At 52.7% G+C, this 23644-nt stretch carries 24 protein-coding genes; 14 read left to right on the top strand and 10 right to left on the bottom strand.

What is annotated here, in order from left to right; all coding sequences use genetic code 11:
• The first annotated feature begins 156 nt into the window (after positions 1 to 156).
• Entirely contained in the window at positions 157 to 1644 is a 1488-nt protein-coding gene (mltF, locus tag DQM29_RS04105; RefSeq protein WP_111739441.1) for a membrane-bound lytic murein transglycosylase MltF, read from the top strand.
• On the opposite strand, the gene tadA is transcribed toward mltF, so the two are convergent.
• Positions 1641 to 2150: a tRNA adenosine(34) deaminase TadA gene (gene tadA, locus DQM29_RS04100; RefSeq protein ID WP_111739440.1), complete on the bottom strand. Its 510-nt coding sequence runs from the start codon at positions 2148 to 2150 to the stop codon at positions 1641 to 1643. The genes mltF and tadA overlap by 4 nt on opposite strands.
• On the bottom strand, positions 2150 to 2824 hold the full coding sequence (gene yfhb / locus DQM29_RS04095) for a phosphatidylglycerophosphatase C (protein WP_111739439.1): 675 nt from the start codon (positions 2822 to 2824) through the stop codon (positions 2150 to 2152). Before yfhb ends, tadA begins: the two co-directional genes overlap by 1 nt.
• A gap of 567 nt (positions 2825 to 3391) precedes the next feature.
• On the opposite strand from yfhb, the gene DQM29_RS04090 reads away from it, so the two are divergent.
• The 3 genes from DQM29_RS04090 to DQM29_RS04080 all read left to right on the top strand — a co-directional run bounded on the left by DQM29_RS04090 (position 3392) and on the right by DQM29_RS04080 (position 6127).
• Entirely contained in the window at positions 3392 to 4783 is a 1392-nt protein-coding gene (locus DQM29_RS04090; RefSeq protein WP_111739438.1) for a purine-cytosine permease family protein, read from the top strand.
• An 18-nt stretch (positions 4784 to 4801) separates the two neighbouring features.
• Positions 4802 to 5581 carry a creatininase family protein gene (locus tag DQM29_RS04085; RefSeq protein ID WP_111739437.1) on the top strand — a complete coding sequence of 260 codons (780 nt, stop codon included), beginning with the start codon at positions 4802 to 4804 and terminating at the stop codon, positions 5579 to 5581.
• Positions 5582 to 5866: 285 nt separating this feature from the next.
• Entirely contained in the window at positions 5867 to 6127 is a 261-nt protein-coding gene (locus tag DQM29_RS04080; RefSeq protein ID WP_111739436.1) for a YfhL family 4Fe-4S dicluster ferredoxin, read from the top strand.
• Positions 6128 to 6229: 102 nt separating this feature from the next.
• On the opposite strand, the gene DQM29_RS04075 is transcribed toward DQM29_RS04080, so the two are convergent.
• Complete coding sequence (locus DQM29_RS04075) at positions 6230 to 7420, bottom strand: tRNA/rRNA methyltransferase (RefSeq protein ID WP_111739435.1); 1191 nt, start codon at positions 7418 to 7420, stop codon at positions 6230 to 6232.
• 187 nt (positions 7421 to 7607) lie between these two features.
• Here DQM29_RS04075 and trxC point away from each other — a divergent pair, with 187 nt between their 5' ends.
• From trxC to DQM29_RS04055, 4 genes are all read left to right on the top strand, one after another.
• Positions 7608 to 8033, top strand: a complete 426-nt coding sequence (gene trxC / locus DQM29_RS04070) for a thioredoxin TrxC (protein WP_111739434.1) — start codon at positions 7608 to 7610, stop codon at positions 8031 to 8033.
• 86 nt (positions 8034 to 8119) lie between these two features.
• Entirely contained in the window at positions 8120 to 8854 is a 735-nt protein-coding gene (locus tag DQM29_RS04065) for a tRNA-uridine aminocarboxypropyltransferase (RefSeq protein WP_111739433.1), read from the top strand.
• Between the two features lie 221 nt (positions 8855 to 9075).
• Positions 9076 to 10431 (top strand): CDP-diacylglycerol--serine O-phosphatidyltransferase, encoded by a 1356-nt coding sequence (pssA, locus tag DQM29_RS04060; protein ID WP_111739432.1) that lies wholly within the window; start codon positions 9076 to 9078, stop codon positions 10429 to 10431.
• Between the two features lie 187 nt (positions 10432 to 10618).
• A complete protein-coding gene (locus DQM29_RS04055) occupies positions 10619 to 11383 on the top strand; it encodes a transporter substrate-binding domain-containing protein (RefSeq protein WP_111739431.1) in 765 nt (254 codons plus the stop codon).
• A gap of 40 nt (positions 11384 to 11423) precedes the next feature.
• Here DQM29_RS04055 and DQM29_RS04050 read toward each other — a convergent pair whose 3' ends face one another.
• Both DQM29_RS04050 and prfC read right to left on the bottom strand, forming a co-directional pair.
• The gene (locus DQM29_RS04050; RefSeq protein ID WP_111739430.1) at positions 11424 to 12023 is read right to left on the bottom strand and encodes a hypothetical protein; all 600 of its coding nucleotides are present in this window, start codon (positions 12021 to 12023) and stop codon (positions 11424 to 11426) included.
• 91 nt (positions 12024 to 12114) lie between these two features.
• Positions 12115 to 13704, bottom strand: coding sequence for a peptide chain release factor 3 (gene prfC / locus DQM29_RS04045; protein WP_111739429.1), 1590 nt, complete (start codon positions 13702 to 13704; stop codon positions 12115 to 12117).
• A gap of 325 nt (positions 13705 to 14029) precedes the next feature.
• On the opposite strand from prfC, the gene DQM29_RS04040 reads away from it, so the two are divergent.
• Positions 14030 to 14344 carry a BON domain-containing protein gene (locus DQM29_RS04040; protein WP_111739428.1) on the top strand — a complete coding sequence of 105 codons (315 nt, stop codon included), beginning with the start codon at positions 14030 to 14032 and terminating at the stop codon, positions 14342 to 14344.
• A gap of 52 nt (positions 14345 to 14396) precedes the next feature.
• Here the strand turns inward: DQM29_RS04040 and rimI are convergent, their stop codons facing one another.
• Both rimI and DQM29_RS04030 read right to left on the bottom strand, forming a co-directional pair.
• Positions 14397 to 14837: a ribosomal protein S18-alanine N-acetyltransferase gene (gene rimI, locus DQM29_RS04035; protein WP_111739427.1), complete on the bottom strand. Its 441-nt coding sequence runs from the start codon at positions 14835 to 14837 to the stop codon at positions 14397 to 14399.
• A complete protein-coding gene (locus tag DQM29_RS04030; protein ID WP_111739426.1) occupies positions 14782 to 15237 on the bottom strand; it encodes a DNA polymerase III subunit psi in 456 nt (151 codons plus the stop codon). The genes rimI and DQM29_RS04030 overlap by 56 nt, the downstream gene beginning before the upstream one ends.
• 159 nt (positions 15238 to 15396) lie before the next feature.
• Between DQM29_RS04030 and rsmC the strand changes: the two genes are divergently transcribed.
• Complete coding sequence (rsmC, locus tag DQM29_RS04025) at positions 15397 to 16425, top strand: 16S rRNA (guanine(1207)-N(2))-methyltransferase RsmC (RefSeq protein ID WP_111739425.1); 1029 nt, start codon at positions 15397 to 15399, stop codon at positions 16423 to 16425.
• A 77-nt stretch (positions 16426 to 16502) separates the two neighbouring features.
• On the opposite strand, the gene ridA is transcribed toward rsmC, so the two are convergent.
• Positions 16503 to 16889, bottom strand: coding sequence for a 2-iminobutanoate/2-iminopropanoate deaminase (ridA, locus tag DQM29_RS04020; protein WP_111739424.1), 387 nt, complete (start codon positions 16887 to 16889; stop codon positions 16503 to 16505).
• 222 nt (positions 16890 to 17111) lie between these two features.
• Here ridA and DQM29_RS04015 point away from each other — a divergent pair, with 222 nt between their 5' ends.
• On the top strand, positions 17112 to 17576 hold the full coding sequence (locus DQM29_RS04015; RefSeq protein ID WP_111739423.1) for a NanQ anomerase/TabA/YiaL family protein: 465 nt from the start codon (positions 17112 to 17114) through the stop codon (positions 17574 to 17576).
• A gap of 78 nt (positions 17577 to 17654) precedes the next feature.
• On the opposite strand, the gene argF is transcribed toward DQM29_RS04015, so the two are convergent.
• Complete coding sequence (gene argF / locus DQM29_RS04010) at positions 17655 to 18662, bottom strand: ornithine carbamoyltransferase (RefSeq protein ID WP_111739422.1); 1008 nt, start codon at positions 18660 to 18662, stop codon at positions 17655 to 17657.
• Between the two features lie 187 nt (positions 18663 to 18849).
• On the opposite strand from argF, the gene rraB reads away from it, so the two are divergent.
• From rraB to DQM29_RS03995, 3 genes are read left to right on the top strand one after another with little or no spacing between them, the layout of a single operon-like run.
• Entirely contained in the window at positions 18850 to 19281 is a 432-nt protein-coding gene (gene rraB, locus DQM29_RS04005; RefSeq protein WP_111741980.1) for a ribonuclease E inhibitor RraB, read from the top strand.
• A gap of 27 nt (positions 19282 to 19308) precedes the next feature.
• Positions 19309 to 20157 carry an aldo/keto reductase gene (locus DQM29_RS04000; RefSeq protein WP_111739421.1) on the top strand — a complete coding sequence of 283 codons (849 nt, stop codon included), beginning with the start codon at positions 19309 to 19311 and terminating at the stop codon, positions 20155 to 20157.
• 60 nt (positions 20158 to 20217) lie between these two features.
• Positions 20218 to 20706: a phosphatidylglycerophosphatase A family protein gene (locus DQM29_RS03995; protein WP_197708861.1), complete on the top strand. Its 489-nt coding sequence runs from the start codon at positions 20218 to 20220 to the stop codon at positions 20704 to 20706.
• Positions 20707 to 20779: 73 nt separating this feature from the next.
• Here the strand turns inward: DQM29_RS03995 and DQM29_RS03990 are convergent, their stop codons facing one another.
• The gene (locus DQM29_RS03990; protein WP_111739419.1) at positions 20780 to 23635 is read right to left on the bottom strand and encodes a valine--tRNA ligase; all 2856 of its coding nucleotides are present in this window, start codon (positions 23633 to 23635) and stop codon (positions 20780 to 20782) included.
• Positions 23636 to 23644: the final 9 nt, after the last annotated feature.

Below are 23644 nucleotides of genomic sequence, written 5' to 3'. Positions count from 1 at the left end.
CTTAAGCAAAATGCCCCCCTAACGTTCGAAAAAGCCGCACCCGCCAACGGCAGAAATAAGAGTAACTTTTTAATTTAACAACCAAAAGACGCGACGCTAAGCCATCAACACCATAGCCGTTAACGCTGTGGTCGCTATTTGTTTAGAGAAAAACTATTGAAGCTGTTAAAGACCAACTATCTGCTGATTGGCGCAGTCACTCTCTTGCTGATGCTCACGCTGTGGCCAATTCTGTATTGGAAAAGCAGCGGGGACACCCAGCTGCAAAAAATCATCGCGCGCGGTGAACTCAACGTTCATACGCTGAACGTCGCCCCCTATTACTACAAAGACGACAGCGGTATTAAAGGGCTGGACTACGAACTGGCTGAGATGTTTGCCAGCTATCTTGGCGTAAAGCTAAATATCAAAACCCATCGCAGCGTTACCGATCTGTTCAAAGGGCTGACGGGCGGCGAAGCCGACATGCTGGCCGCCGGCCTTATATTTAATCAGGAACGGATGAAGGCGCTGAACGCAGGTCCGGCCTACTATTCTGTCTCTCAACAGCTGGTATATCGGCAAAGCGCCGTTAAACCATCATCCTTAAAAGATCTTAAGGGCCGCCTGAGCGTGGTGTCCGGCTCAGCCAGTATCTCCATGCTTCATCAGAAAAAGAAAAGTGCCTATCCCGAACTGACGTGGGAAACCACAACAGCGAACACCTCAACTGACCTGCTTAAGCAGGTTGCTAGCGGCGAGCTGGACTACACAATTACCGACTCCGTCACGATCGCTATTTTGCAGCGAATTTACCCTACGCTAGCCGTCGCGTTTGACCTAACCGAAGAAGAACCGGTGGTGTGGTACACCCGTAAAAGCGACGACAACAGCCTAAATGCGGCCATGCTAGACTTTTTTAACCAGATTAATGAAGACGGCCGATTTGCCAAACTGGAAGAGAAATATCTAGGCCACGTCGGCGAATTTAACTATGTCGACACCAAAACGTTTCTTAACGCTATCGACGGCGTTCTCCCCGAGCTGCGCCCTCTGTTTGAAAAATACGCCCGGCAAATAGACTGGCGGCTAGCGGCGGCCATCGCCTATCAGGAATCCCACTGGAACCCGACCGCTACGTCATCAACGGGCGTGCGCGGGATCATGATGCTGACGCGCAACACTGCCGACTCTCTCGGCGTTACCGATCGTCTGGATCCTGAACAAAGCATTCGCGGCGGGCTCGTCTACCTCGAACAGCTGATGGAAAAGCTGCCGGGCACTATCGCTGAGGATGAAAAAATCTGGTTTGCGCTCGCGGCCTACAATATGGGTTTTTCCCATATGATGGATGCCAGAAGCCTTACCGAAAAGCAGGGTGGCGATCCTGACAGCTGGGCCGAAGTCAAAAAGCGATTAACCATGCTGACGCAAAAGCAGTACTACAGCCAGACGCGCTACGGCTACGCCAAGGGGTATCAGGCCTATCATTTTGTGGAAAATATCCGACGCTATCAGATAAGCCTGATGGGCTACCTTCAGGAAAAAGAGAAGGAAAAGCGTACAGCAAGAGTGCCTCTCACTGGAGTGATTCAGGCCGGAGTCGGCAGCGCCTATCCGGCCGTTATGCCCAACCAGGTCACTCAGACAGCTCCACCGAACTAAGCGGCACTTGAGTCATTCGACGATTTGGCCTTTTCGGCCTTAATCTGCTCTCGGCGACGGCGAAAGAAATCGCTCAGGCTGGACGAGCAAACGTCCTCCAGCACGCCGGCAGTGACCTCCACTCGATGGTTCATTGCGGGGTGCCCAAGAATATCGATCAGAGAACCTGCCGCTCCGGTTTTAAAATCGCTGGCACCGTACACCAGCCGCGCAATTCGGCTATGCACCATCGCGCCTGCGCACATAATGCACGGCTCTAGAGTTACATAGAGAGTCGCTCCCAACAGTCGGTAGTTTTGTAGCGTCTCCCCGCCCTGCCGCAGTGCCATAATCTCCGCATGCGCTGTCGGATCGTGGTGGCCGATTGGCCTGTTCCAACCCTCGCCGATAACTTGATTATCCAGCACCAGCACCGCACCAACGGGGATTTCGCCTTCGTCGTCCGCACGCTTGGCGAGCGACAGTGCGTAGCGCATCCACTCTTCATCACTGCGAAGGCCTATCATCAACCGTTTTCCTTCACGTCAGAAGCCTTGTCGCCACCCAGCTCGGTTAAATTACCCTGAGCGTCAACTCGCCAGCGGTGCAGGCAGAAAACCATCACGGGATCATCCTGTTCGCTGTCGCTGTAGCCGCTATAGAGCGCAAGAGGTTTGCCCAGCCTCTGCTCAAGCTGAACCACCTTTTCTTTATTCAGGCAGCGCATGTCAATCGTCCAGCCGCCGTAGCGATAGGCTATTTGAGTACCGATCAGGTTAACGCGAGGCAGGAAAAAACTGTCGCCATACACGGCTTCCACCAGCAGCTGGGGCGAGCCCGTCAGCAGCCAAACTGAAGTGTTTGGATCATCGAGATAGTCCGCCAGCCGCGCCTGTACTTGCGGAAAAGGGGTTAGCCTACTTTTATTCTGTTGCGCAAAGCGCTCCATCAGCCAGTTTAACCGGCTCTGCGGATGTCCAGCCGTCATTGCCCACAGCATCAGGCTAACCGGCCAGCGAGCTGAACGGCCGTTAACCAAAAGCCCTACGCCAATCACCGGCAGCAGCGGAATAAGCAGCAGCAGGTTCGCAGGCAGGCTATGAATCAAATAGCGAAGAAATAGGCCAAACAGATCCTGCTGATGCAGAGTGCCGTCCAGATCGAAAAATACGTTACGCCGCTGAGTGCTGCCGTCAGACAAAGCCGAGCTCCTTTTAGTCGCGTTAAGCTTAAGCCGAAATATTACCGCTAAGTATACCTTACTTGTTGATACCTCTAGCGTTCAATTAAGCGCTCTTTCACTACGCTATATCTTAACCCAGATAGGGAGTAAGCCGCTTCATGAACATAATTCCTTCCCCCGCTTCGCTGCGAGTCTATGTCAACGGCGGCTCGTGAAAGCACACTCTCTTCTTGAGCTTTACTGAATGACGTTATAGAAAATCGTTGCCTTTGGGTTTGTATGACTCCCTTTTGTTCTGTTGTATACGCATTTCACCGGTTGGAATACTCACTGTGTCGTTTTCTTTCAGTACAATTTAACGTTTCATTTAATGAGACTGTTATCTCCAATAGGTCTGCTTTAAGATAAATAGTGGATCATATATAAAATAAATGAACGATAGATCCGACGCTTACCGTATATGGAGCTCGCTATACGATAGCTTTCCTCGGCACACTCGTTCTATGAGCCAAGATGTTTTTTACTGAACAAAACATAAAACAGATAGAAATATGACTACTTCACAAATTCAGGAAAAACAAAACAATGGAAATAACACAAAAAACACAGCCTACAGCCGACGACGCTGACTTTATGTTTACGCCGATACCTCTCTCTGCTCGTCGACCTACTTGGAAGCAGGTACTGGTATGGATAGGATTTGGATACGTTGCAACAGGTTTATTCATTGGGGGGGCGCTAGCCGGTGTAGGCGGTAATCCCGGAATGCCGTTTCCCATGGCGATGCTGGCAATCGCTATTGGAATGGGTGCGCTATTCATTCTGACATCACTGCTGGGCATCATGGCGCAAAAAACCGGACTCAGTCTGGCTTTAATCAGCAGATATTCCTATGGCAGGCAGGGCACAAATCTGCCAATGATCGCAATGGGCCTTTTGACACTCGGCTGGTTTGCTGCCATTACGGGAATGGTTGGCGACATTTGGGGCTCTTTTATTGGCAATCCTACAGGCATCACTCTCTTCGATCCCGCTACGTTTGGTCAAAGCGGCGCTCCCATCACGCTGGAGGTTTTTGTTACCTGCGCCGTATTTGGCCTAGTGTTTACGCTTACGTCACTCTATGGCATGAAAGGGCTGGAGATTATCGCTATCCCCGTCTCTCCTATCATCATGATAATTGCCATCGTGACAGGGATCGCCATGCTTAACGAAGGTGGAGGGCTGTCAATTTTTATTGAAAAGTCCAGCCAAAACAGCGGCCTTTCACTACCAACGGCAATTACCATGGTCATCGGTAGCTGGATTGCTGGAGCGGTTATGGGCGTCGACCTGTTTCGCTTCAATAAATCAGTGAGTGCTGTGCTGTGGGGCGCTGCAGCCTGCTTCATTTTCACCAACCCGCTGCTAAACGTTGTCGGCTATATCGGCACAATGACAGTGGGAATGCCGAACTATGTCGTCTGGATGATGGAAAAGAGCTTCCTGCTGGCTTTTCTGGGCGTAATAACCTGGACACTGTCGCTGTGGACAACCAACGACGCAGAGCTCTACTGCAACTCGCTCTATACCGGGCCGGTGCTAAAATCATTCGGACTGCCCGTTAATAAGAAAAAGCTTATCTTGACTGTAGGCATCCTCGGTACGCTACTCGGCGCTATCGGCTTTTATCAAATCCTGTTTGCTGACTTCATCAACTATCTAGGCATCATGGCCCCGCCTTTAGCCGGACCTCTGCTGGCTGATTTCTATTTGATAAAGAAAGGTCAATACGCCCTTAGCGAGCTTGAGCGCCAACCGGCAATCAACCCCGCTGGCGTTATTAGTGCCTCTGTGGGCATGATCCTAGGGCTTGGTTTCTCCCTTTTCGGTATTTTAACTGACTGGCCTACAGGACTATTAGCGCTGTTTATTACCGTTATTTTATACACCTGTTTGTTTCCTCTATGGGCTAAAAGCCGTGTGCCAGTGAACTAATTATTGAGGAGTAATACAATGAAAAAAGTCCTATTAAACGAATTTAGCACCAGCGAATTAGAACCGCTTTTTGCCGAAAATAAGATAGACAGCGCCATTACAATCTTTGGCAGCTGCGAAAGCCACGGTGGACATCTGCCTCTCGGTCCCGATCTGTTTGTACCGACAGAAGTAGCCTGCCGGGCAGCGCAAAAGTTGGAACGAACCATCGTTGTCCCGGGAGTCCCTTTCGGTACGTCAATGCACTATAACGCCAACCCAATGGCCGTAACGCTCAGGTTCGAGACCGTTATCGCTATTGCAGAGGATATGTTCGAAAGCCTAATCCAGTACGGTATTAAGCACATTTTTGTACTCAACGGTCACGACGGAAATATTCCGGCTTTGGACATTGCCCAGAGAAAAGTCAAAGCGCGTCATAAAGACGTTGTCTTCGCCTTTTTACCCGCGTGGTGGTACCTGATGGGAGACAGACTGGGAAAGGATTTTTTTGATGACTGGGACGGCCTCGGCCACGGAGGTGAAGGAGAGTCCTCAATTACGGCTGCGGTACGCCCTGACTTATGCGATTTAAGCAAAGCCGTACGGCAGATGCCCGATGACAGTATTCGGCACGGTAAACATATACAGCTGATGTGGGATATCTCCGAAGTTTCCGCTACTGGCGCAACGGGGGATCCCACCAAAGCCAGCATAGAGAAAGGCCAAAAGATGTTAGATGCCCTGGTAGATGTGGTTGTCGAAAGTATCTTGGAACTGGAGAAAACCGACTGGAACTATGACAGACGCCTGAGTTAGAGAACTAGCGCAAGTACACTGGCCTTATCGATACGCCTTTAAACAGACTAAGCAATAAAGCAGCTTCCCACACCGGAAACTTCAGATAACATTCCCGGTGTGGGAAGCAGTGAAAAGCGTATTCAGAACTTTTCAAACCGCTATAAAAATGACGATTAATATAAAATCAGACTCATTGTCGCTATAATGCGTTTTAGTATGAAGATTAAGAGTCAATATGGTGCAAAAGCTTATATTGCTATATTGATACTTCCCCTGTCGGCACTGAATAAATAATTTATTGAAATGGCTCTACTAATCACCAAACGCTGCATAAACTGCGATATGTGCGAACCGGAGTGCCCTAATCAGGCGATTTCCATGGGGGATGAGATTTATGAAATTAACCCCGACCTCTGTACCGAGTGCGTCGGTCACTATGATGAGCCTACCTGCATGAAGGTGTGCCCTATCGACAACACTATCATTCACGATCCTGAGCACCCAGAAACCAACGAAGCGCTTTGGGATAAGTTTGTTCTTTTGCACCACGCCGACAAGCTCTAATCCTTCCCCTATATGGAGTCAATGTAGCTATCGTTTAGCTTTCCGTAGGCCATGAATAGAAAAAGGGACGCAAGCGTCCCTTTTTTCAGCGTATCGCCTCAACTATTTTGAGCCGAACTGGCGCCACCATGCCGCTAGCAGTACGCCTGCGGTAACCGATACGTTCAGACTTTCCAACTGACCGGCACCGTCAATCTCAACGCTGAGATCGCTCTGCTTAGCCGCTAGGCTTGAGCGCCCGTCTCTCTCTTCGCTCAGCACCAGCACTGTCTTGGCTGGGAATGAAAGCGACGACAGCAGCGCCCGCTCACCTTCACCTTTGCCAACCACAACGACGGAGTATCCCGCACGCTGAAACTCGTCCAGCGCCTGAGAAAAGTCGTCGCATCCGATAGCAGTCAGTCGTTCAGCACCGCCTTCGGCAGTGCGCACAGCTGCACCAGATTCCAGCTGGCCCGGATCCCGCAGCAGAACGCCTTTCACGCCGAAGAAGGCGCATGAGCGAACCATTCCTCCCAAGTTATGGGGGTTGCCTACGTTATCCAACGCCATCACGCAGTCGTTAGCCGGTGCGTTTTGAAGGTAGTTGGCCACGCTTAAGCCGGGGCGCTTTTTAATCAGAAAACAGACGCCGCCGTGGTGTTCAGTGCCGGACACTTTCGCCAGCTCCTGCTCATCAACAACGTGGTAAGCCTTGCGATTAGCAGCCATCCAGCGCAGTGCATCGCGAAAGCGTGGAGTCACAGACTGCACAAAATAGGCGCGAACGATAGCTTCAGGACGACTCTGGTAGAGCGCCTGACAGGCGTTCTCGCCGTAAACCTTACTTTCTTCTTCTCGCTGGCGACGAAGCTGAGCCGGGTCGATTTGGCTTTTTCCGCTGATGCCGCCGTGGTCAAACGGCTCGGCTTCTGGCTCACTGGCATCCTGAAGTCTGGCCTGCCAGGCGGAACGAGGTGGGCGTTCATCGGCTTGGCGAACCGGTGCACGTGGACGCTGTTCATCGCCCCAGCGAGGTCCGCGGTCACGATCGCCTCGACCCGCACTTCTTTGACCGTCGCGATCTCTGTCACCTCGACCTGCGCTTCTCTGACCATCGCGGTCACGGTCGCCTCGGCCGCCGCCTCTCTGACCATCACGATCTCGATCTCCTCGACCCGCGCTTTTCTGGCCATCGCGACTTCTGTCTGGGCGCTTGCCGCTTCTGCTTTCGTCTTTGCCGCCCTTGTCGTCTTCGCTGCGGACATACATCACTTTGACTTTTCCGCTCTTGCCGTTAAACGAATCGCTCATAATTAATTTCTCCACTTCACCACCGCATCCGGCGCGCAGATTACCCGATGTTACGGCGGTTAGCCACTAATGAATAAGTCAAAGCCTAAAACTATTATAGCTATCGATAAAACCCCGTTGTTGATTTGCCAAGCCTTAACCATACTTATCGCGATTATGTCTTATGCAATTTTGACTGAGGTCACTCATGAATACGCTTTGCCCTTCCTGCCACACCAAAAACCGCGTTCCCGATGAACGTCTGGAAGAAAACGCCAAGTGCGGCCGCTGTGGGCACGCGCTTTTTGACGGAGAAGTCATCAACGCCACTGCGTCTTCTTTTGATGCGCTGCTCAGCGATGACCTGCCGGTTGTGATTGACTTCTGGGCCCCCTGGTGCGGCCCCTGCCGCAGCTTCGCACCTATCTTTGAAGATATCGCTCAGGACAGGGCTAACGCTATCCGTTTTATTAAGGTCGATACAGAAGCCGAACCCGCTCTCAGCGCGCGCTTTGGTATTCGCAGTATACCGACCATTATGGTATTTAAAAACGGTGAACGCGTTGATGTTTTAAACGGCGCTATGCCTAAAGAGCCGTTTAACCAGTGGCTAGACGAAGCGCTCGGCGAATAGTGTAAAAAATCCGATGACTCAGGCGCACGATCCGTTATCATGCGCCTTTTTCATATTATCGGTACAGTAAACCGACGGACACGATAATGGCAGACGACGAACTCTCTTCACCCCGTTCAAGCGACAGTACAGCCCACAACGCCGTCCTCAGGCTTCGTGAAGAGCGGTTGGCTCAGTCTACGCGCCCATTTCAAGCGCGCGGCGGGCGTGTGATCCGCTGCCAACGCTGCCTGTTGCCTAAAAAGCTCTGCCTGTGCCATACGCTTTCAACGGCCCATGCAGACTGCCGTTTTTGTCTGGTGATGTACGATACCGAGCCCCTTAAGCCCAGCAATACGGGTCGACTGATTGCCGATGTACTGCTCAATACAGAGGCCTTTTTATGGTCTCGCACGGAACCGCCCGCCGACTTACTGGCGCTGCTTTCCTCACCGCACTACCAGCCTTACGTGATTTTTCCTGCGTCCTACGCTAATGCTGAACGCGTCACCACACAGGTTGCTCCTGAAGCGGGTAAACTACCTCTGTTTATCATTCTTGACGGCACATGGACTGAAGCAAGAAAGATGTTCCGTAAAAGCCCCTATCTGGACGCTCTGCCAGTTCTGTCGATTGAAAGTTTAGAAAGCTCAGACTATCGCCTAAGGGAAGCAAGCCATAAAGAACAGCTTTGTACTGCGGAAGTTGCTGTCAGCCTTTTGCAGCTGGCGGAGCAGCAGCCCGCAGCCGAGCGACTTGCGGCGCACTTTAGCGAATTCCGGCAACGCTATCTGGCGGGAAAAGCCAACGTGCCTCTGGAACGTATTTTAGCTTCACAGTAAAACGGGATGTGTTGCACTTAACTTATTATTTAATATCAAAAAGATAAAAATCCCGCCTCGGCAAAACTGTTACCTCAGCAGCAGTTTTGCCAGATTCATTCGGTTTTTTTCGTCACATTCAGGAAAAGTGGTGATAATATTACCCGATCCGACCTGATTCATTATTATCATTGCTCGTTGCGGCAGCTGCCGTAACCCAACAAAGAGAAGAATGCACTGTGATGTTGTCATCATTTAAACGTAAGAAATCTCAACAACACCTTGCACAACTGCCGAAGATCCGCCAACACATTGATAATATCGACGTATTATCAGGCCCAGGCGACTACCGCGCTCAGCTGCTTGATTTGATAGGCCGTGCAGAAAAACGCATCTATCTGATTGCTCTATATCTGGAACATGACGACGCCGGGATTGACGTGCTGTCGGCTATCTATCAGGCTAAAGAAGCTCGCCCCGATCTTGAAGTTGCCATTCTGGTTGACTGGCACCGCGCTCAGCGTGGCCGCATCGGCGATGCCGCCAGCAGCACCAATGCTGACTGGTACTGCAAAATGGCCGAACGCTTTCCTAACGTGTGCGTTCCCGTTTACGGCGTTCCCGTTAACACCCGCGAAGCGCTGGGCGTTCTGCACCTTAAAGGCAGCATTATTGATGATACTGTCGCCTACACTGGCGCCAGCGTTAACGACGTTTATCTTCATCGCCACGACAAATACCGCTACGATCGCTATCAGCTGATTACCAATGCCTCGTTGGCAAACAGCATGGTGGATTACGTTAAACAGCACCTGCTGCCAGCAGAAGCGGTCAGAAATCTCGACTGTCACAATCGCCCACGCAGCCCCGAAATCAAAGGCGATATCAAAAAATTCAGGCAAAGCCTGCGCCAGAGCGGATACGAGTTTGAAAACAGCGCCTCGAACGACGAGCTGTCCGTCACGCCGCTGGTAGGCCTTGGGCGACATAGCCCGCTGAACAAAGTCATCGACCGTCTGATGAACAGTACCGAGCACAAGCTCACGCTGTGTACTCCCTACTTTAATCTGCCTGCTCAGCTGGTAAAAAACATCATCTGCCTGCTGCGTCAGGGCAAACAGGTTGAAATTATCGTCGGCGACAAAACCGCCAACGACTTCTACATTCCCGAAGATCAGCCGTTCAAAATCATTGGCGCGCTGCCCTATCTGTACGAAATCAACCTGCGTCGCTTCGTCACTCGCCTACAGCGCTACGTCGATGACGGCCTACTGACAGTGCGCCTGTGGAAAGATGAAGACAACACCTATCACCTGAAGGGCATGTGGGTCGACGACAGCTGGATGCTGATAACAGGCAACAACCTGAACCCCCGCGCTTGGCATCTCGATCTGGAAAACGCCATTTTGATCCACGATCCCAAGCAGGAGCTGAAGGAAGAGAGTCAAAATGAGCTGGCGCTAATTCGCACTCACACTTTCGTGATTAATCACTTCCAACAGCTGCAGAGCATGCAGTTTTATCCGGTGAAAATCCGCAAGCTGATACGCCGACTGAGGCGTATCAGAATCGACCGCCTGATTAGCCGCATCCTGTAGTCAATACTTCCCAGCCCCGCCCTTTGGCGGGGCTTTTTAATGCTGATATCCGCAGAAAAACCAATATATATCACTCTGTTAAAACCGCCATTCATGCTGACGACCTACGCTTTTTGCTAGCATTCTTTCCTGTGTTCGTGTTTTATTAATGCAACACAATGACTCACACAGACAGGAAGTAATCATTATGAAGCTGCGCGTTTTACTGAGTTCCGCACTGATCCTCACCGCAATGCAGGTGGAAGCCCGAACCATGGCCGACATTCAGCAGGCGGGAACCCTTAAAGTCGGCGTTCCCGGCGACTATGCTCCTCTTGCCTACCACGATGCCGACGGAAAATTAGTCGGCTACGATGTTGATATGGCAAAAGCGCTGGCAAAAGACCTGAAGCTCAACGTGGAATTCGTGCTGACCAGTTGGCCGTCCCTTTCCAGCGATCTGGCCGCTGACAAGTTTGACGTTGCCATGGGCGGCGTGACCGCAACAGCGAAGCGTGAAGCCGAGTTTGGCCTGACTAAGCCTATTGTGCCAAACGGTAAAATCGCGCTGGCTGGGTGCGCCGTTGCGGGATCTTTGGGAGATTTGGAAAAAATTGACCAACCCAGCGTCAAAGTCGTGGTTAACCCGGGCGGCACCAACCAAAGCTTCGTTGATGGAAACATTAAAAAAGCGCAGGTTATCCGCGTTAAAGACAACTACGATAACCTACAGGCGCTGCGCGATCGCACCGCTGACATGATGGTGACCGATCTGATTGAAGGGGACTACTATCAGAATAAAGAGCCCGGCGTCCTGTGCATGGCAACCCAGCAGCCGTTTGCCGGCACCGAAAGCCACAAAGTCTATATGGTGAAAAAGAACGATACTCAGCTTTTAGAAAGCATCAACGTCTGGCTGGCGGGAGAGACCAAGTCTCAATTGGCCAAACAGTGGAAAATACGTACCGAGTAACTCTCACGCCTATTTCGGCTCCGCTATCGGAGCCGTTTTATCAGGCACTGCAGTCACCGCTCAGTCGATCCAGCAGCGTCAAATACCACTTGCCCTTTATAAGGCTTAAGTGAAAGATCAGCGATTCCCCGTCCTCTGTCGCGAATATCACTCGATGGCTTGTCGCCTCAAGGTGTTTCATGGCAGAAATATCTTCATCCGGTGAATCCGGTCTTTCATACTTTTTCAGCCATTCCGCACTTTCTGACAGCATATGGTTAGCCCCTAGTTTACCGATGAAAAGTCCAAACGCGCTCCAGCGCTCTTTGACACATTCAAATCTGGGCTCGCCACCGTAGTGGATAGTTTTTCCATACCGCTCTAGCGCGCGCTGAGAAAGTTTCTCATAGGGTAAATACTCGGGAACAGGAGCGCTAAAATCTAGGCGTTCAACACACTCGTAGGTGTTCGGCGCACCGCGCCGGAACATCACGCACAGCCCCCTGTCTGCATGGATCATTGCGTTAATCTTTTGGGCATCCTGCTGCTGAAAGCCGAGAAGAACCACCCTCACTGAGTCTTCCAGCGAAGAATTAGCCAAAGATGGCAGACTCAAGCCTAACAGGATGCCAAAACAAATGCCGGCTCTCAGTAGTGCCATTAAAGTATCCCTCTCATCTCTGTATCCCTGCTCAAAATAAACCCGGTACTGGCGCCGGGTTTGCTCTTCACAGAATTCACATTCTGTAAAATCAATGTTCCCGCGTTTTATGGAACTCCACGTCAGGGTAGCGCTCTTGAGTCAGATTGAGATTAACCATCGTCGGGGCGATATAGCTCAGGTTATCGCCGCCGTCGAGGGCAATATTCATCTCGTTTTTACGCTTAAACTCTTCTAGTTTCTTCGCGTCTTTGCATTCGACCCAGCGGGCAGTTGATACGTTCACCGACTCATAGATAGCCTCGACGTTATACTCACTCTTGAGGCGGGAAACCACCACGTCAAACTGCAGTACGCCGACTGCACCAACGATCAGGTCGTTGTTGGCAATGGGGCGGAAAACCTGAACCGCGCCCTCTTCAGACAGCTGCACCAGCCCCTTCAGCAGCTGTTTCTGCTTGAGAGGATCCTTCAGGCGAATGCGGCGGAACAGCTCTGGCGCAAAGTTCGGGATCCCGGTGAACTTCATGTCTTCACCCTGAGTGAAGGTATCGCCGATTTGAATCGTGCCGTGGTTGTGCAAACCAATGATGTCGCCGGGATAAGCCTCTTCCACATGGGAGCGGTCCCCAGCCATAAAGGTCAGCGCATCGGAAATTGTCACGTCTTTGCCGGTACGCACCTGACGCAGCTTCATGCCCTTTTCATAGGTACCAGACACCACGCGCATAAAGGCTACGCGGTCGCGGTGTTTAGGATCCATGTTGGCCTGAATTTTGAACACAAAGCCGGAAAACTTCTCTTCTTCGGCGTTAACTTCACGCACGTTAGTTTTACGCGGCATCGGCGCAGGTGCCCATTCAACCAGGCCGTCCAGCATGTGGTCTACGCCAAAGTTACCGAGGGCAGTGCCGAAAAAGACTGGCGTCAGCTCACCGGCCAGAAAAGTCTCCAGATCAAACTCGTGAGAAGCGCCCTTGACCAATTCCAGCTCTTCGCGCAGCTGGTTCGCTAAGTCTTCACCTACGGCAGCGTCTAGCTCAGGGTTGTCTAACCCCTTAACAATGCGGACTTCCTGAATAGTGTGCCCCATGCCGCTTTGATAAAGGTAGGTTTCATCCTTGTACAGGTGATAGACCCCTTTAAACAGCTTGCCGCAGCCAATAGGCCAGGTAATAGGAGAACACATGATCTTCAGCTCGCTTTCGACTTCGTCCAACAGCTCCATCGGATCGCGGATATCTCGGTCAAGCTTGTTCATAAACGTCAGGATCGGCGTATCGCGCAGGCGCGTAACCTCCATCAGCTTGCGGGTACGATCTTCTACGCCCTTCGCCGCGTCAATCACCATCAGACAGCAGTCAACGGCGGTCAGCGTACGGTAGGTATCTTCTGAGAAGTCTTCGTGCCCCGGGGTGTCCAGCAGGTTAACCAGACAGGACTGATAGGGAAACTGCATCACCGAGGTGGTAATCGAGATGCCGCGCTGCTTTTCCATCTCCATCCAGTCAGACTTGGCGTGCTGGTTTGAACCGCGGCCCTTTACCGTTCCCGCCTTCTGGATCGCGTGCCCGAACAGCAGCACCTTTTCGGTAATCGTGGTTTTACCGGCATCGGGGTGGGAAATAATAGCGAACGTGCGTCGGCACGCAATTTCTGCGGCTCTTGAAGTTTCATTCATCCGGGTAGTCTCAGCAAAGGTTCGATCTGGCGCGCTAAGTCTTTGGGAGCGCGCTGGCAATGGGGGTGGATTTTACACATATGGTGAAGGAAAGGACAGTAAAAACCCTCGTTCTTAAGGGCAATCCAGCCCTGCGGCGACGGGCTTTTGACTCAAACTGCGCCCGATTCTCTCACCCCATAAGTCGCAGCTCCGCCGCTCAGGATCTATAGTTAATAGAACTGCCAGTAAAAATAACCGCTACAGGATCCTTCGACGCAGCTGCCTCTTGCGCTGCCGTCAGCACGATATTTGCTGTTTTCACCCATCGTTAAGGAGTATGAATATGAAAATCATGAAGTCCGCTGCCGCTCTATTCGCCGCCATCCTGATTGCGCTCACGGTCGCAGCCTGTGCACCAACGGAAAAAACTGAAGGCACTGGCGGCTATCTCGATGACTCCGTCGTCACGACTAAAGTGAAAGCCGCCCTGTTGGGAGAAAAGTCTATCCACTCAACTCAGATTACCGTCACCACCTTTAAAGGGCGCGTACAGCTAAGCGGATTTGTTCGTTCGAAGGATGAAGCTCGCGCTGCGGTAGACGTCACTAAAACCGTAGAGGGCGTACGTTCCGTCTCTAACGATCTTCTGATTAAATAACTCCGACTTTCCCGATCAGCGGGCGCCGCGCGCCTGCTCGATCGAGAACTGTTTACAGCACCAGCGCCATAATCACGGCGTCTTCCCGCCCTTCCGCAGAGGGGTAATAGCCTTTTCTTACCGACACTTCGTTAAAATCAAACGATCGATACAGGGCAATGGCCTTGGCGTTTGAGGCTCGCACTTCAAGCCACAGGGTCATCACTCCGCGCTCGCCAAGCTCAGTAATTAAAGCCTGAAGCAGCGTGCGTCCAAGCCCCTGACGCTGAAAGTCTGGGTGAACGGCGATGTTAAACAGCGTCGCCTCATCCAGCACAACTTGAGTAACGGCAAATGCCGCCATCTGGCCGTTGACCTCAAGCTTTAAATTGAGGTAGCGCTCCCCCTGATTGCTTTGCAGCGTTTTTTCCGTCCAGGGAAAGGCGTGACTGGCCAGCTCAATTCGATAGGCTGCTGTCAGGTCGCTCGGCGTGAGGGAAGAAATGGTGTTCATGGTGAGAGATCTGCTGCCAAAGGAGGCGCTTCGCCTCGGGATTAGTCGACAGCGCGTCGAGAGACGGGCTGTTGAGCACAGGGAGTGTCTGTAGCGCGGACGGTAGTGCAGGAGCTTCATCCAGCCCCAGCAGCCAAAAGGCACAGCGCACGCTTTCAGGGATCATCATCACGTTATCCAGCATTAGGCAGTACACGCGATCTGACGTTAACGCCATGGCTCTTAGAAGATCCAGCCAAAGTGGCGACGCGCTTTCGGGCATAGTCTGACAAATAACGATCACCTTCACGTCGTCCGGTATGGTGATTGCCACCTCACCGCGCAGCGCAGCAGGCCGGGTCAGTCGATACTGCCGGATACCCATCTGCTCTAATTGCCAGTCGCGCCGTGAGGTTGCCATGGTTCCTGTCCGTTGCCGTGATGAAAATATGAAATAGCGGCAGTTATGCTAACAAACCCGACGAACTTCCGCCAATGACAATAACGCTCTATAATCCCGCCCTGCGTTGTGCACACCTTTTCATCCCGCTGAGGGCGCACCGTCTTACAGGAGAACGTCATGTCCGCTTATTCCCCGGCCAGTGAAGTCATACTGCGCCATACCGATGAATTTACCGAACGCCGGGTGCTGTTTGCCGGAGACATTCAGGACACGCTCGCGGCGCGGTTTGAAGCAAAAGAAACCCGCGTTTACTGCACCCAGTATCACCACTGGAATCGACTGCATCCAGCGATGGGAGACCGAGCGACGTTTAGTCTGCTGCCAGACGCCGCGCTAACAGACGGCATCGATACGCTGATTTACTACTGGCCGAAAAGCAAGCAAGAGGCGCGCTTCCAGCTGGATGCCCTTCTCTCTCTGCTTCCCGTCGGCTGCGAACTGTTTATCGTCGGTGAAAATCGTAGCGGAGTGCGCAGCGCCGAAACGCTGCTGGCGGACTACGGCGCTATCGCAAAGATTGACAGCGCTCGCCGCTGCGGGCTATATCACTGCCGCCTTGAACGTCAGGCAACGTTCTCTCTTGAGGAGTGGTGGTCAGAATATCATCTGGACGACCTAATCGTGAAAACGCTGCCCGGTGTCTTCAGCCAAGACGGGCTGGACGTCGGTAGCCGACTGCTGCTTTCTGCGCTGCAAAACGTAGGCGGTATGGTTCTGGACGTTGGATGCGGTGCCGGTGTTCTTGCCGCGGCAATGGCGAAATCCGCGCCGGGGCTTAAGCTTACGCTGAGTGACGTAAACGCTGCCGCGCTGGAAGCCGCTCGCGCAACTCTGGCTGCCAACGGGCTACACGGTGAAGTGCTGGCCAGCGACGTGTTCTCTGATATTCAGGGGCGTTTTAACCTGATCGTTTCCAATCCCCCTTTCCATGACGGCCTACAGACTAACCTCAACGCCGCTGAGGCGCTGATCCGCGGCGCGGTTAAGCACCTGCACCCCGGCGGGCGCCTGTGTATCGTCGCTAACGCTTTCTTGCCCTACCCTAACCTGCTCGACGCCGCCTTTGGCAGTCATGAGGTACTGGCGCAAACGGGGAAATTCAAGGTGTATCAGGCGATCCTTGGCCGAGCGGCCAGATCGCGCTAGCGTTTTCCCATAAAAAACGGGCTTTCCTCTTATCAGTCAATCGATAAGAGGAAAGCCCGTCTTATATCAACGCTGTTTTAGCGACGAACAGCGATCACTTCAATTTCAACTTTGGCGTCTTTTGGCAGACGCGCGACTTCTACACAGGAGCGAGCCGGGAACGGCGCACTGTGCTCAACGAAAAACGCCTCATAGGCTGCGTTAACCGTGCCAAAGTCGTTCAGATCTTTAACAAATACGGTTGTTTTTACAATGTCCGCCACTTTCAGGCCCGCCGCTTCAACAATCGCCTTGACGTTTTCCAGCGACTGGCGCGCCTGTGCGGCTACGTCTGCTGGGAACTCACCGGTTTTTGGATCAAGAGGCAGCTGGCCGGAAGTGATAATCATATTACCCAGATCGACGCCCTGAACGTAGGGTCCAATAGCCGCGGGCGCTTTGTCGGTATTAATAATATGGGACATGGGTGCTCCTTTCTCTATTTTAAGTTATAGCCACTGAATAAGGCAGTTACCGAAACATGTACCATAAGCGGCAAATCCTGAGATGTAAATTCAATTCTTCTTAACTGTACGATATATCTCGCTAATGTAACGGCCAATGTACGGATTAGAATAAAAAACCTTGCCTATTGCGGGAGACTTCATGAATATGAAACGCTATTTCATTTTATAAGGATCGCTCCTATGCTTACCGGCAATATTCACCATCTCGAGCTTACGCCTTACCTACCCGCCAAGCTCAGGGCCGCCATTGAGTTCGTTAAGAAAAACGTCACCGCCGATACCCCTGACGGCCGCTATGAAATTGACGGTCAAAACGCGTTTGTTATGGTCTCAAATAACGATACCGAAGCGCAGGAAAGCCGCCGTGCCGAGTACCATGAACGCTATTTGGACATTCAGATTGTGCTAAACGGCGTAGAGGGCATGGGATTCAGCAACCTTCCGGCGACTGAAACCTCGGAAGACCTGCTGGCGGAGAAAGATCTGGCGTTTATCCCGTCCTGTCCTCAGGAAAAGCTTATCGCTATGCAGGAAGGCGACTTCATCGTTTTTTACCCGGGAGAGCTGCATAAGCCTCTTTGTACCGTCGGTAAACCGGGCAAAGTGCGAAAAGCGCTTGTCAAGATGCTGGTCAGCTCGCTTTAAGGTGGGCTAATTGGCGAAAGACTGAAAGCAGAAGCCCCGCATAGTGCGGGGCTTCCTGTTTATCATACAGAGAACGCACTACGCTTTACTTAGCGTCGCTACCATCACTGCCTTAATGGTGTGCATCCGGTTTTCCGCCTGAACGAATACCACGCTGTGAGGGGATTCAAACACCTCGTCGGTCACTTCCATACCGCCGTGGAGACCGTACTGCTGAGCCATCTGTTTTCCCATCGTCGTTTGGTCGTCGTGAAAGGCCGGCAGGCAGTGTAAGAATTTCACATCTGGGTTACCGGTCAGCTCAAGCACCTGACGGTTGATCTGATAGGGCTTAAGCAGTCGAATACGCTCCTGCCAAACCTCTTTAGCCTCACCCATCGAGACCCACACGTCGGTATACAGGTAGTCAACCCCGCTAACGCCTTCTGCCACGTCTTCCGTCAGGGTTAACACTGCGCCGGTCTGTTTAGCAACCTTTTGGCAAGCCTCCACCAGAACAGGATCGGGCCAGCAGGCCTTCGGTGCGACTAGCCGAAAATCCATACCCATCAGCGCTGCGCCCTCCAGCAGAGAATTCCCCATATTGTTGCGCGCGTCACCCAGATAGGCCATCTTCATCTCTGACAGGCTCTTTTGCGGCAGGAACTCCTGCATCGTCAGCAGATCCGCCAAAATCTGAGTGGGGTGAAATTCATCAGTCAGGCCGTTCCACACCGGCACGCCGGAATACTGCGCCAGTGTTTCAACAATCTGTTGACCAAAGCCGCGATACTGAATGCCGTCATACATGCCCCCCAGCACCCGCGCAGTGTCCTTGATAGATTCTTTATGACCAATCTGGCTACCGCTTGGCCCCAAATAGGTAACTCTAGCCCCCTGGTCGAACGCCGCCACCTCAAACGCGCAGCGCGTGCGGGTAGAGTCTTTTTCAAAGATAAGCGCGATGTTTTTCCCACTTAGCCTCGGCTTCTCAACGCCTGCCTTTTTATCTTTCTTCAGCGAGGCCGCCAGCGAAAGCAGAGAACGAATCTCTTCTGGGCTAAAATCCAATAAGCGTAACAGGTGGCGCTGGTAAAACTGAGGCATCGTCGCTCTCCTCGACTTTGTACGTGGAATAGAGATAAAAAATGAATTTAAAATCAATCTATATGAATTAAAATTCACAATCAACTAAAGTTTAATCGGAACGCCCGCTTTTGTGGTGGAGCTTATCAGGGCACTGTGTGAGAATAGCCAAAACTAACTATTACAAGCGAGAACTATCATGGCCACTATGTCTACCGATGAACTGAACGCACTGCTCGAAGAACAGCGTGAAGAGACCCGACTGATTATTGAAGAGCTGCTGGAAGACGGTAGCGATCCGGACGCCCTGTACGCTATTGAACACCACTTTTCTTCTGAAGACTTCGATACGCTGGAAAAAGCGGCAGTAGAAGCCTTTAAGCTGGGCTATGAAGTCACCGATCCAGAAGAGCTTGAGGTAGAAGACGGCCTGACGCTGCTGTGCTGTGACGTCATCAGCGAAGTGGGGCTTAACGCAGAAATCATCGACAAGCAGGTTGAACAGCTATTTATTCTCGCTGAACGCTTTGAAATCAACTACGACGGCTGGGGCACCTACTTCGAAGATCCTAACGGCGGCGGTGATGAAGACGACGACGCCGAAGAGGATGAAGAAGATCGGGAGCAGCCCCGTCACTAGGCTTTAACCACCTAACGGAGGTCAACGATGGCCAGACAGCGCATGCGCTATATCACGCTACCCAGTGGAGATGAAATGCCCGTTCTCGGGCAGGGTACTTGGTTTATGGGTGAACGCAGCTCAGACCTGCAGCAGGAAATTAGCACTCTGCAACAGGGTATTGAGCGTGGACTGGCTCTTATTGATACCGCCGAAATGTACGCCGACGGCGGCGCTGAGAAAGTGGTCGGCGCCGCCATTAAAGGGCGTCGTGATGACGTTTTTCTAGTCAGCAAAGTGCTGCCCGGAAACGCCAGTCTTGAAGGAACCGTTGCCGCCTGTGAAGCCAGCCTTCGCAGGCTGGGAACTGACTATATCGACCTTTATCTGCTTCACTGGCGCGGTCATATTCCGCTGGCAGAAACGGCAGAAGCTATGGAAAACCTGGTTGAACAGGGCAAAATTGGCCAGTGGGGCGTCAGCAACTTCGACGTTGAGGATCTGGAAGAACTAATGACCGTGGTCGACAACGAACAGGTTGCCACCAATCAGGTGCTGTATAATCTGTCCCGACGCGGCATTGAATATGATCTACTGCCGTGGTGTCGCAGCAACAGCTTGCCGGTTATGGCCTATTCTCCCATTGAACAGGCTCGGCTGCTTGAGCATCCTGCGCTTATCGAGGTTGCTAAGCGTCACGGCGTAAGCCCGGCTCAGGTCGCCATCGCCTGGGTGCTTCACGATCGCAACGTCATCACCATTCCCAAGGCTGCTAACGTTAAGCACATGCTGGAAAACATAGAAAGCCTCAGCATTGAGCTTCACCATGAAGACTACGTCACGCTTAACGCTGCATTCCCACCTCCGGCCAGGAAAGTGCCGCTGGAAATGCTGTAGTGTCCGTCCACGCGGCGGCTCGGGAAGAGCCGCCTCTAAAAGAAGACATCGACTTTGCGCATCACGATAAAACCTGAACTTTACCGTCTCTCTGCCCGTAACCCGCTGCACTGGCTTGCCGTTGGCTTCGGCTCAGGGCTATCTCCAAAAGCACCCGGCACCTTTGGTTCCCTTGCTGCCATTCCCTTTTACTATCTGCTGTTGCAGTGGTTCTCGCTTCCGGCCTACCTCGTTATTCTCGTTGCTTCATTCACTATCGGCATTTGGGCCTGCCGCAGCGCGGCCAAAGCCATTGGCGAGCACGATCACGGCGCCATCGTCTGGGATGAATTCGTCGGCATGTGGATCGCCTGTATCGCCCTGCCCTCCGGCATAGTCTGGATGCTGCTGGCATTTGTCGCCTTTCGCTTTTTCGATATTCTCAAGCCGTGGCCCATCCGCTGGTTCGATGAAAACCTTAGCGGCGGTTTAGGCATTATGACAGACGACGTTGTCGCGGGAATTGCAGCACTTGGAGTTGTACAGCTGGTTTACTGGCTGATGCTCTAGGACATTTTCTATGGGATAAAAAAGGCCGCTTTCGCGGCCTTTTTTGACTGTTTCGCGCCATACCTCGCCATCACTATAGCGCAGCAATCGTCGCCTTCTGCTCCAGCAGCTTGGCCTTAGCCTCTGCATAACCGGTCAGTTTTTCACGCTCTTTAGCCACCACGGCCTCCGGTGCGCGAGCAACAAAGCCTTCGTTTGACAGCTTGCTTTCAATACGGGCAATTTCGTCTTCAATGCGCGTCACTTCTTTGGTCAGACGATCGAGCTCGGCGTCTTTATCAATCAGCCCCGCCATTGGGATCAGCAGCTCAGCACCGTCTACCAGTTTGGTGACAGAGACCGGGCCCTTGTCACCCGCAGGCAGAATGGTCACACCCGTCAGGCGCGCCAGCGTGTTGATAAAGCCTTCGTTGTCCTGAACGCGCCTTACTGCATCGGCAGAGGCGTCGCGCAGCAGTACGTCAAGAGGCTTGCTTGGCGCAATGTTCATTTCGGCACGAATGTTGCGCACCGCCACGATGGCCTGCTTGATCCACTCCAGATCGGCCAAAGCCTGCTCGTCGTTAAGCTGCTCGTCGTATTCCGGCATTGACTGCAGCATGATGGTGTCCGCAGTAATATTCCGCAGCGTTTTCACGCGCTGCCAGATAGTTTCAGTAATGAACGGAATAATAGGATGAGCCAGACGCAGCAGCGCTTCCAGCACCTGAACCAGCGTGTGGCGAGTACCGCGAAGCTCAGACTCTGAACCGTTGCTCATGACGGGCTTGGTCAACTCCAGATACCAGTCGCAGAACTGGTTCCAGGTGAATTCATACAGAATGCCGGCCGCCATATCGAAGCGGTAGCCGTCCAGCGCGTCGCGATAGGCTTTTACTGTGCGGTTAAATTCCGCCAGGATCCAGCGGTCTGCCAGCGACAGCGTCATTTCGCCGCCGTTCTGGCCGCAGTCGTGCTCTTCGGTGTTCATCAGCACAAAGCGGCTGGCGTTCCACAGCTTGTTACAGAAGTTGCGGTAGCCTTCAAGACGCTTCATGTCCCAGTTAATGTCGCGACCAGTTGACGCCAGCGCCGCCAGCGTAAAGCGCAGCGCATCGGTGCCGTGCGGTTCGATACCGTTCGGGAACTGCTTCTCGGTGCGCTTGCGGATTTTTTCCGCCAGCTGCGGCTGCATCATATTGCCGGTGCGCTTTTCCAGCAGGCTTTCCAGCGAGATGCCGTCGATCATGTCCAGCGGGTCGATAACGTTGCCCTTGGACTTGGACATTTTCTGCCCTTCTTCATCGCGAATCAGCCCGGTGACGTAAACGTGCTTAAACGGCACCTGCGGCTTGCCGTCTTCATCTTTGATGAAGTGCATGGTCATCATGATCATGCGCGCAATCCAGAAGAAGATGATGTCAAAGCCGCTGACCAGCACGTCAGTCGGGTGGAAGGTGCGTAGGTCTTCGGTATTTTCCGGCCAGCCAAGCGTAGAGAAGGTCCACAGGCCAGAGGAGAACCAAGTGTCCAGCACGTCTTCGTCCTGAGAAAGCGCCACGCTCGCCGCAATACCGTTCTCTTTACGCACTTCGTCTTCGTTACGGCCAACGTATACGTTGCCTTCAGCGTCATACCATGCAGGAATGCGGTGTCCCCACCACAGCTGGCGAGAAATACACCAGTCCTGAATGTCGCGCATCCACGAGAAGTACATATTTTCGTACTGCTTCGGCACAAACTGAATGTCGCCGTTTTCTACCGCTTCGATAGCCACTTTCGCCAGCGGCTTAGTGCGAACGTACCACTGGTCGGTCAGCATCGGCTCAATAACAACGCCGCCGCGGTCGCCGTAAGGTACTGTCAGGTCGTGCGGTTTAATTTCTTCAAGCAGCCCGGCAGCGTCAAAAGCCGCAACAACCGCTTTACGGGCAGCAAAGCGCTCTAGGCCGCGCAGGGACTCAGGCAGCTCGGCTGAATAGGCTTCGCTCGGCTCACCGTTGGTGTCAAACACTTCCGCCGCATCGCGAATTTCAGCGTCAAACGTGAAAATGTTGATCATCGGCAGAGCGTGACGGCGACCGACTTCGTAGTCGTTAAAGTCGTGAGCAGGCGTGATTTTCACGCAGCCCGTACCTTTTTCCATGTCTGCGTGTTCGTCACCAACGATAGGAATCCGGCGGTTGACCAGCGGCAGAACGACAAACTTGCCGATTAAATCTTTATAGCGAGGATCTTCCGGGTTAACGGCCACGCCGGTATCGCCCAGTACTGTTTCCGGGCGGGTGGTAGCGACAACCAGATAGTCCTTACCGTCAGCGGTCTTAACGCCGTCCTCCAGCGGATAGCGCAGGTGCCACATAGACCCTTTAGTCTCACGGCTTTCCACTTCCAGATCGGAAATGGCAGTGCGCAGCTTCGGATCCCAGTTAACCAAGCGCTTGCCGCGATAGATCAGGTTTTCTTTATACAGGCGAACGAACACTTCTTTCACCGCGTTGGACAGGCTTTCGTCCATGGTGAAACGCTCGCGATCCCAGTCAACGGACGCGCCCAGACGACGCATCTGGCGGGTAATGGTGCCGCCGGACTCCGCCTTCCACTGCCAAATCTTGTCGATAAAGGCGTCGCGGCCATAGTCGTGGCGAGTCTTATTCTCTTCTGCCGCAATTTTGCGCTCCACCACCATCTGAGTGGCAATGCCCGCGTGATCGGTTCCCGCCTGCCATAGGGTGTTTTTACCCTGCATGCGCTGATAGCGGATCATGGCGTCCATGATGGTTTGCTGGAAGGCGTGCCCCATGTGCAGGCTACCGGTGACGTTCGGCGGGGGAATAACGATGCAGTAGCTTTCTTTGCTGGTGTCACCGTGCGGCTTAAAGTAGCCGTTTTCTTCCCATTGCTGATACAGGGACTGCTCAATCTCTTGCGGGTTGTATGTTTTTTCCATGATCTTCTT

It is taken from the genome of Leminorella richardii, assembly GCF_900478135.1.
Classification (GTDB): Bacteria; Pseudomonadota; Gammaproteobacteria; order Enterobacterales; family Enterobacteriaceae; genus Leminorella; species Leminorella richardii.
Note: the sequence above shows the minus strand (reverse complement) of the source record. Positions and strands in the feature narration are given on the sequence as shown.

What these genes read in the sequence shown, in the direction of transcription:
- tadA (WP_111739440.1), bottom strand. Translation starts at nt 2,150, where the DNA reads ATGATAGGCCTTCGCAGTGATGAAGAGTGGATGCGCTACGCACTGTCG.
- DQM29_RS04090 (WP_111739438.1), top strand. Translation starts at nt 3,392, where the DNA reads ATGGAAATAACACAAAAAACACAGCCTACAGCCGACGACGCTGACTTT.
- DQM29_RS04085 (WP_111739437.1), top strand. Translation starts at nt 4,802, where the DNA reads ATGAAAAAAGTCCTATTAAACGAATTTAGCACCAGCGAATTAGAACCG.
- DQM29_RS04080 (WP_111739436.1), top strand. Translation starts at nt 5,867, where the DNA reads ATGGCTCTACTAATCACCAAACGCTGCATAAACTGCGATATGTGCGAA.
- DQM29_RS04075 (WP_111739435.1), bottom strand. Translation starts at nt 7,420, where the DNA reads ATGAGCGATTCGTTTAACGGCAAGAGCGGAAAAGTCAAAGTGATGTAT.
- trxC (WP_111739434.1), top strand. Translation starts at nt 7,608, where the DNA reads ATGAATACGCTTTGCCCTTCCTGCCACACCAAAAACCGCGTTCCCGAT.
- DQM29_RS04065 (WP_111739433.1), top strand. Translation starts at nt 8,120, where the DNA reads ATGGCAGACGACGAACTCTCTTCACCCCGTTCAAGCGACAGTACAGCC.
- pssA (WP_111739432.1), top strand. Translation starts at nt 9,076, where the DNA reads ATGTTGTCATCATTTAAACGTAAGAAATCTCAACAACACCTTGCACAA.
- DQM29_RS04055 (WP_111739431.1), top strand. Translation starts at nt 10,619, where the DNA reads ATGAAGCTGCGCGTTTTACTGAGTTCCGCACTGATCCTCACCGCAATG.
- DQM29_RS04050 (WP_111739430.1), bottom strand. Translation starts at nt 12,023, where the DNA reads ATGGCACTACTGAGAGCCGGCATTTGTTTTGGCATCCTGTTAGGCTTG.
- prfC (WP_111739429.1), bottom strand. Translation starts at nt 13,704, where the DNA reads ATGAATGAAACTTCAAGAGCCGCAGAAATTGCGTGCCGACGCACGTTC.
- DQM29_RS04040 (WP_111739428.1), top strand. Translation starts at nt 14,030, where the DNA reads ATGAAAATCATGAAGTCCGCTGCCGCTCTATTCGCCGCCATCCTGATT.
- rimI (WP_111739427.1), bottom strand. Translation starts at nt 14,837, where the DNA reads ATGAACACCATTTCTTCCCTCACGCCGAGCGACCTGACAGCAGCCTAT.
- DQM29_RS04030 (WP_111739426.1), bottom strand. Translation starts at nt 15,237, where the DNA reads ATGGCAACCTCACGGCGCGACTGGCAATTAGAGCAGATGGGTATCCGG.
- rsmC (WP_111739425.1), top strand. Translation starts at nt 15,397, where the DNA reads ATGTCCGCTTATTCCCCGGCCAGTGAAGTCATACTGCGCCATACCGAT.
- ridA (WP_111739424.1), bottom strand. Translation starts at nt 16,889, where the DNA reads ATGTCCCATATTATTAATACCGACAAAGCGCCCGCGGCTATTGGACCC.
- DQM29_RS04015 (WP_111739423.1), top strand. Translation starts at nt 17,112, where the DNA reads ATGCTTACCGGCAATATTCACCATCTCGAGCTTACGCCTTACCTACCC.
- argF (WP_111739422.1), bottom strand. Translation starts at nt 18,662, where the DNA reads ATGCCTCAGTTTTACCAGCGCCACCTGTTACGCTTATTGGATTTTAGC.
- rraB (WP_111741980.1), top strand. Translation starts at nt 18,850, where the DNA reads ATGTCTACCGATGAACTGAACGCACTGCTCGAAGAACAGCGTGAAGAG.
- DQM29_RS04000 (WP_111739421.1), top strand. Translation starts at nt 19,309, where the DNA reads ATGGCCAGACAGCGCATGCGCTATATCACGCTACCCAGTGGAGATGAA.
- DQM29_RS03990 (WP_111739419.1), bottom strand. Translation starts at nt 23,635, where the DNA reads ATGGAAAAAACATACAACCCGCAAGAGATTGAGCAGTCCCTGTATCAG.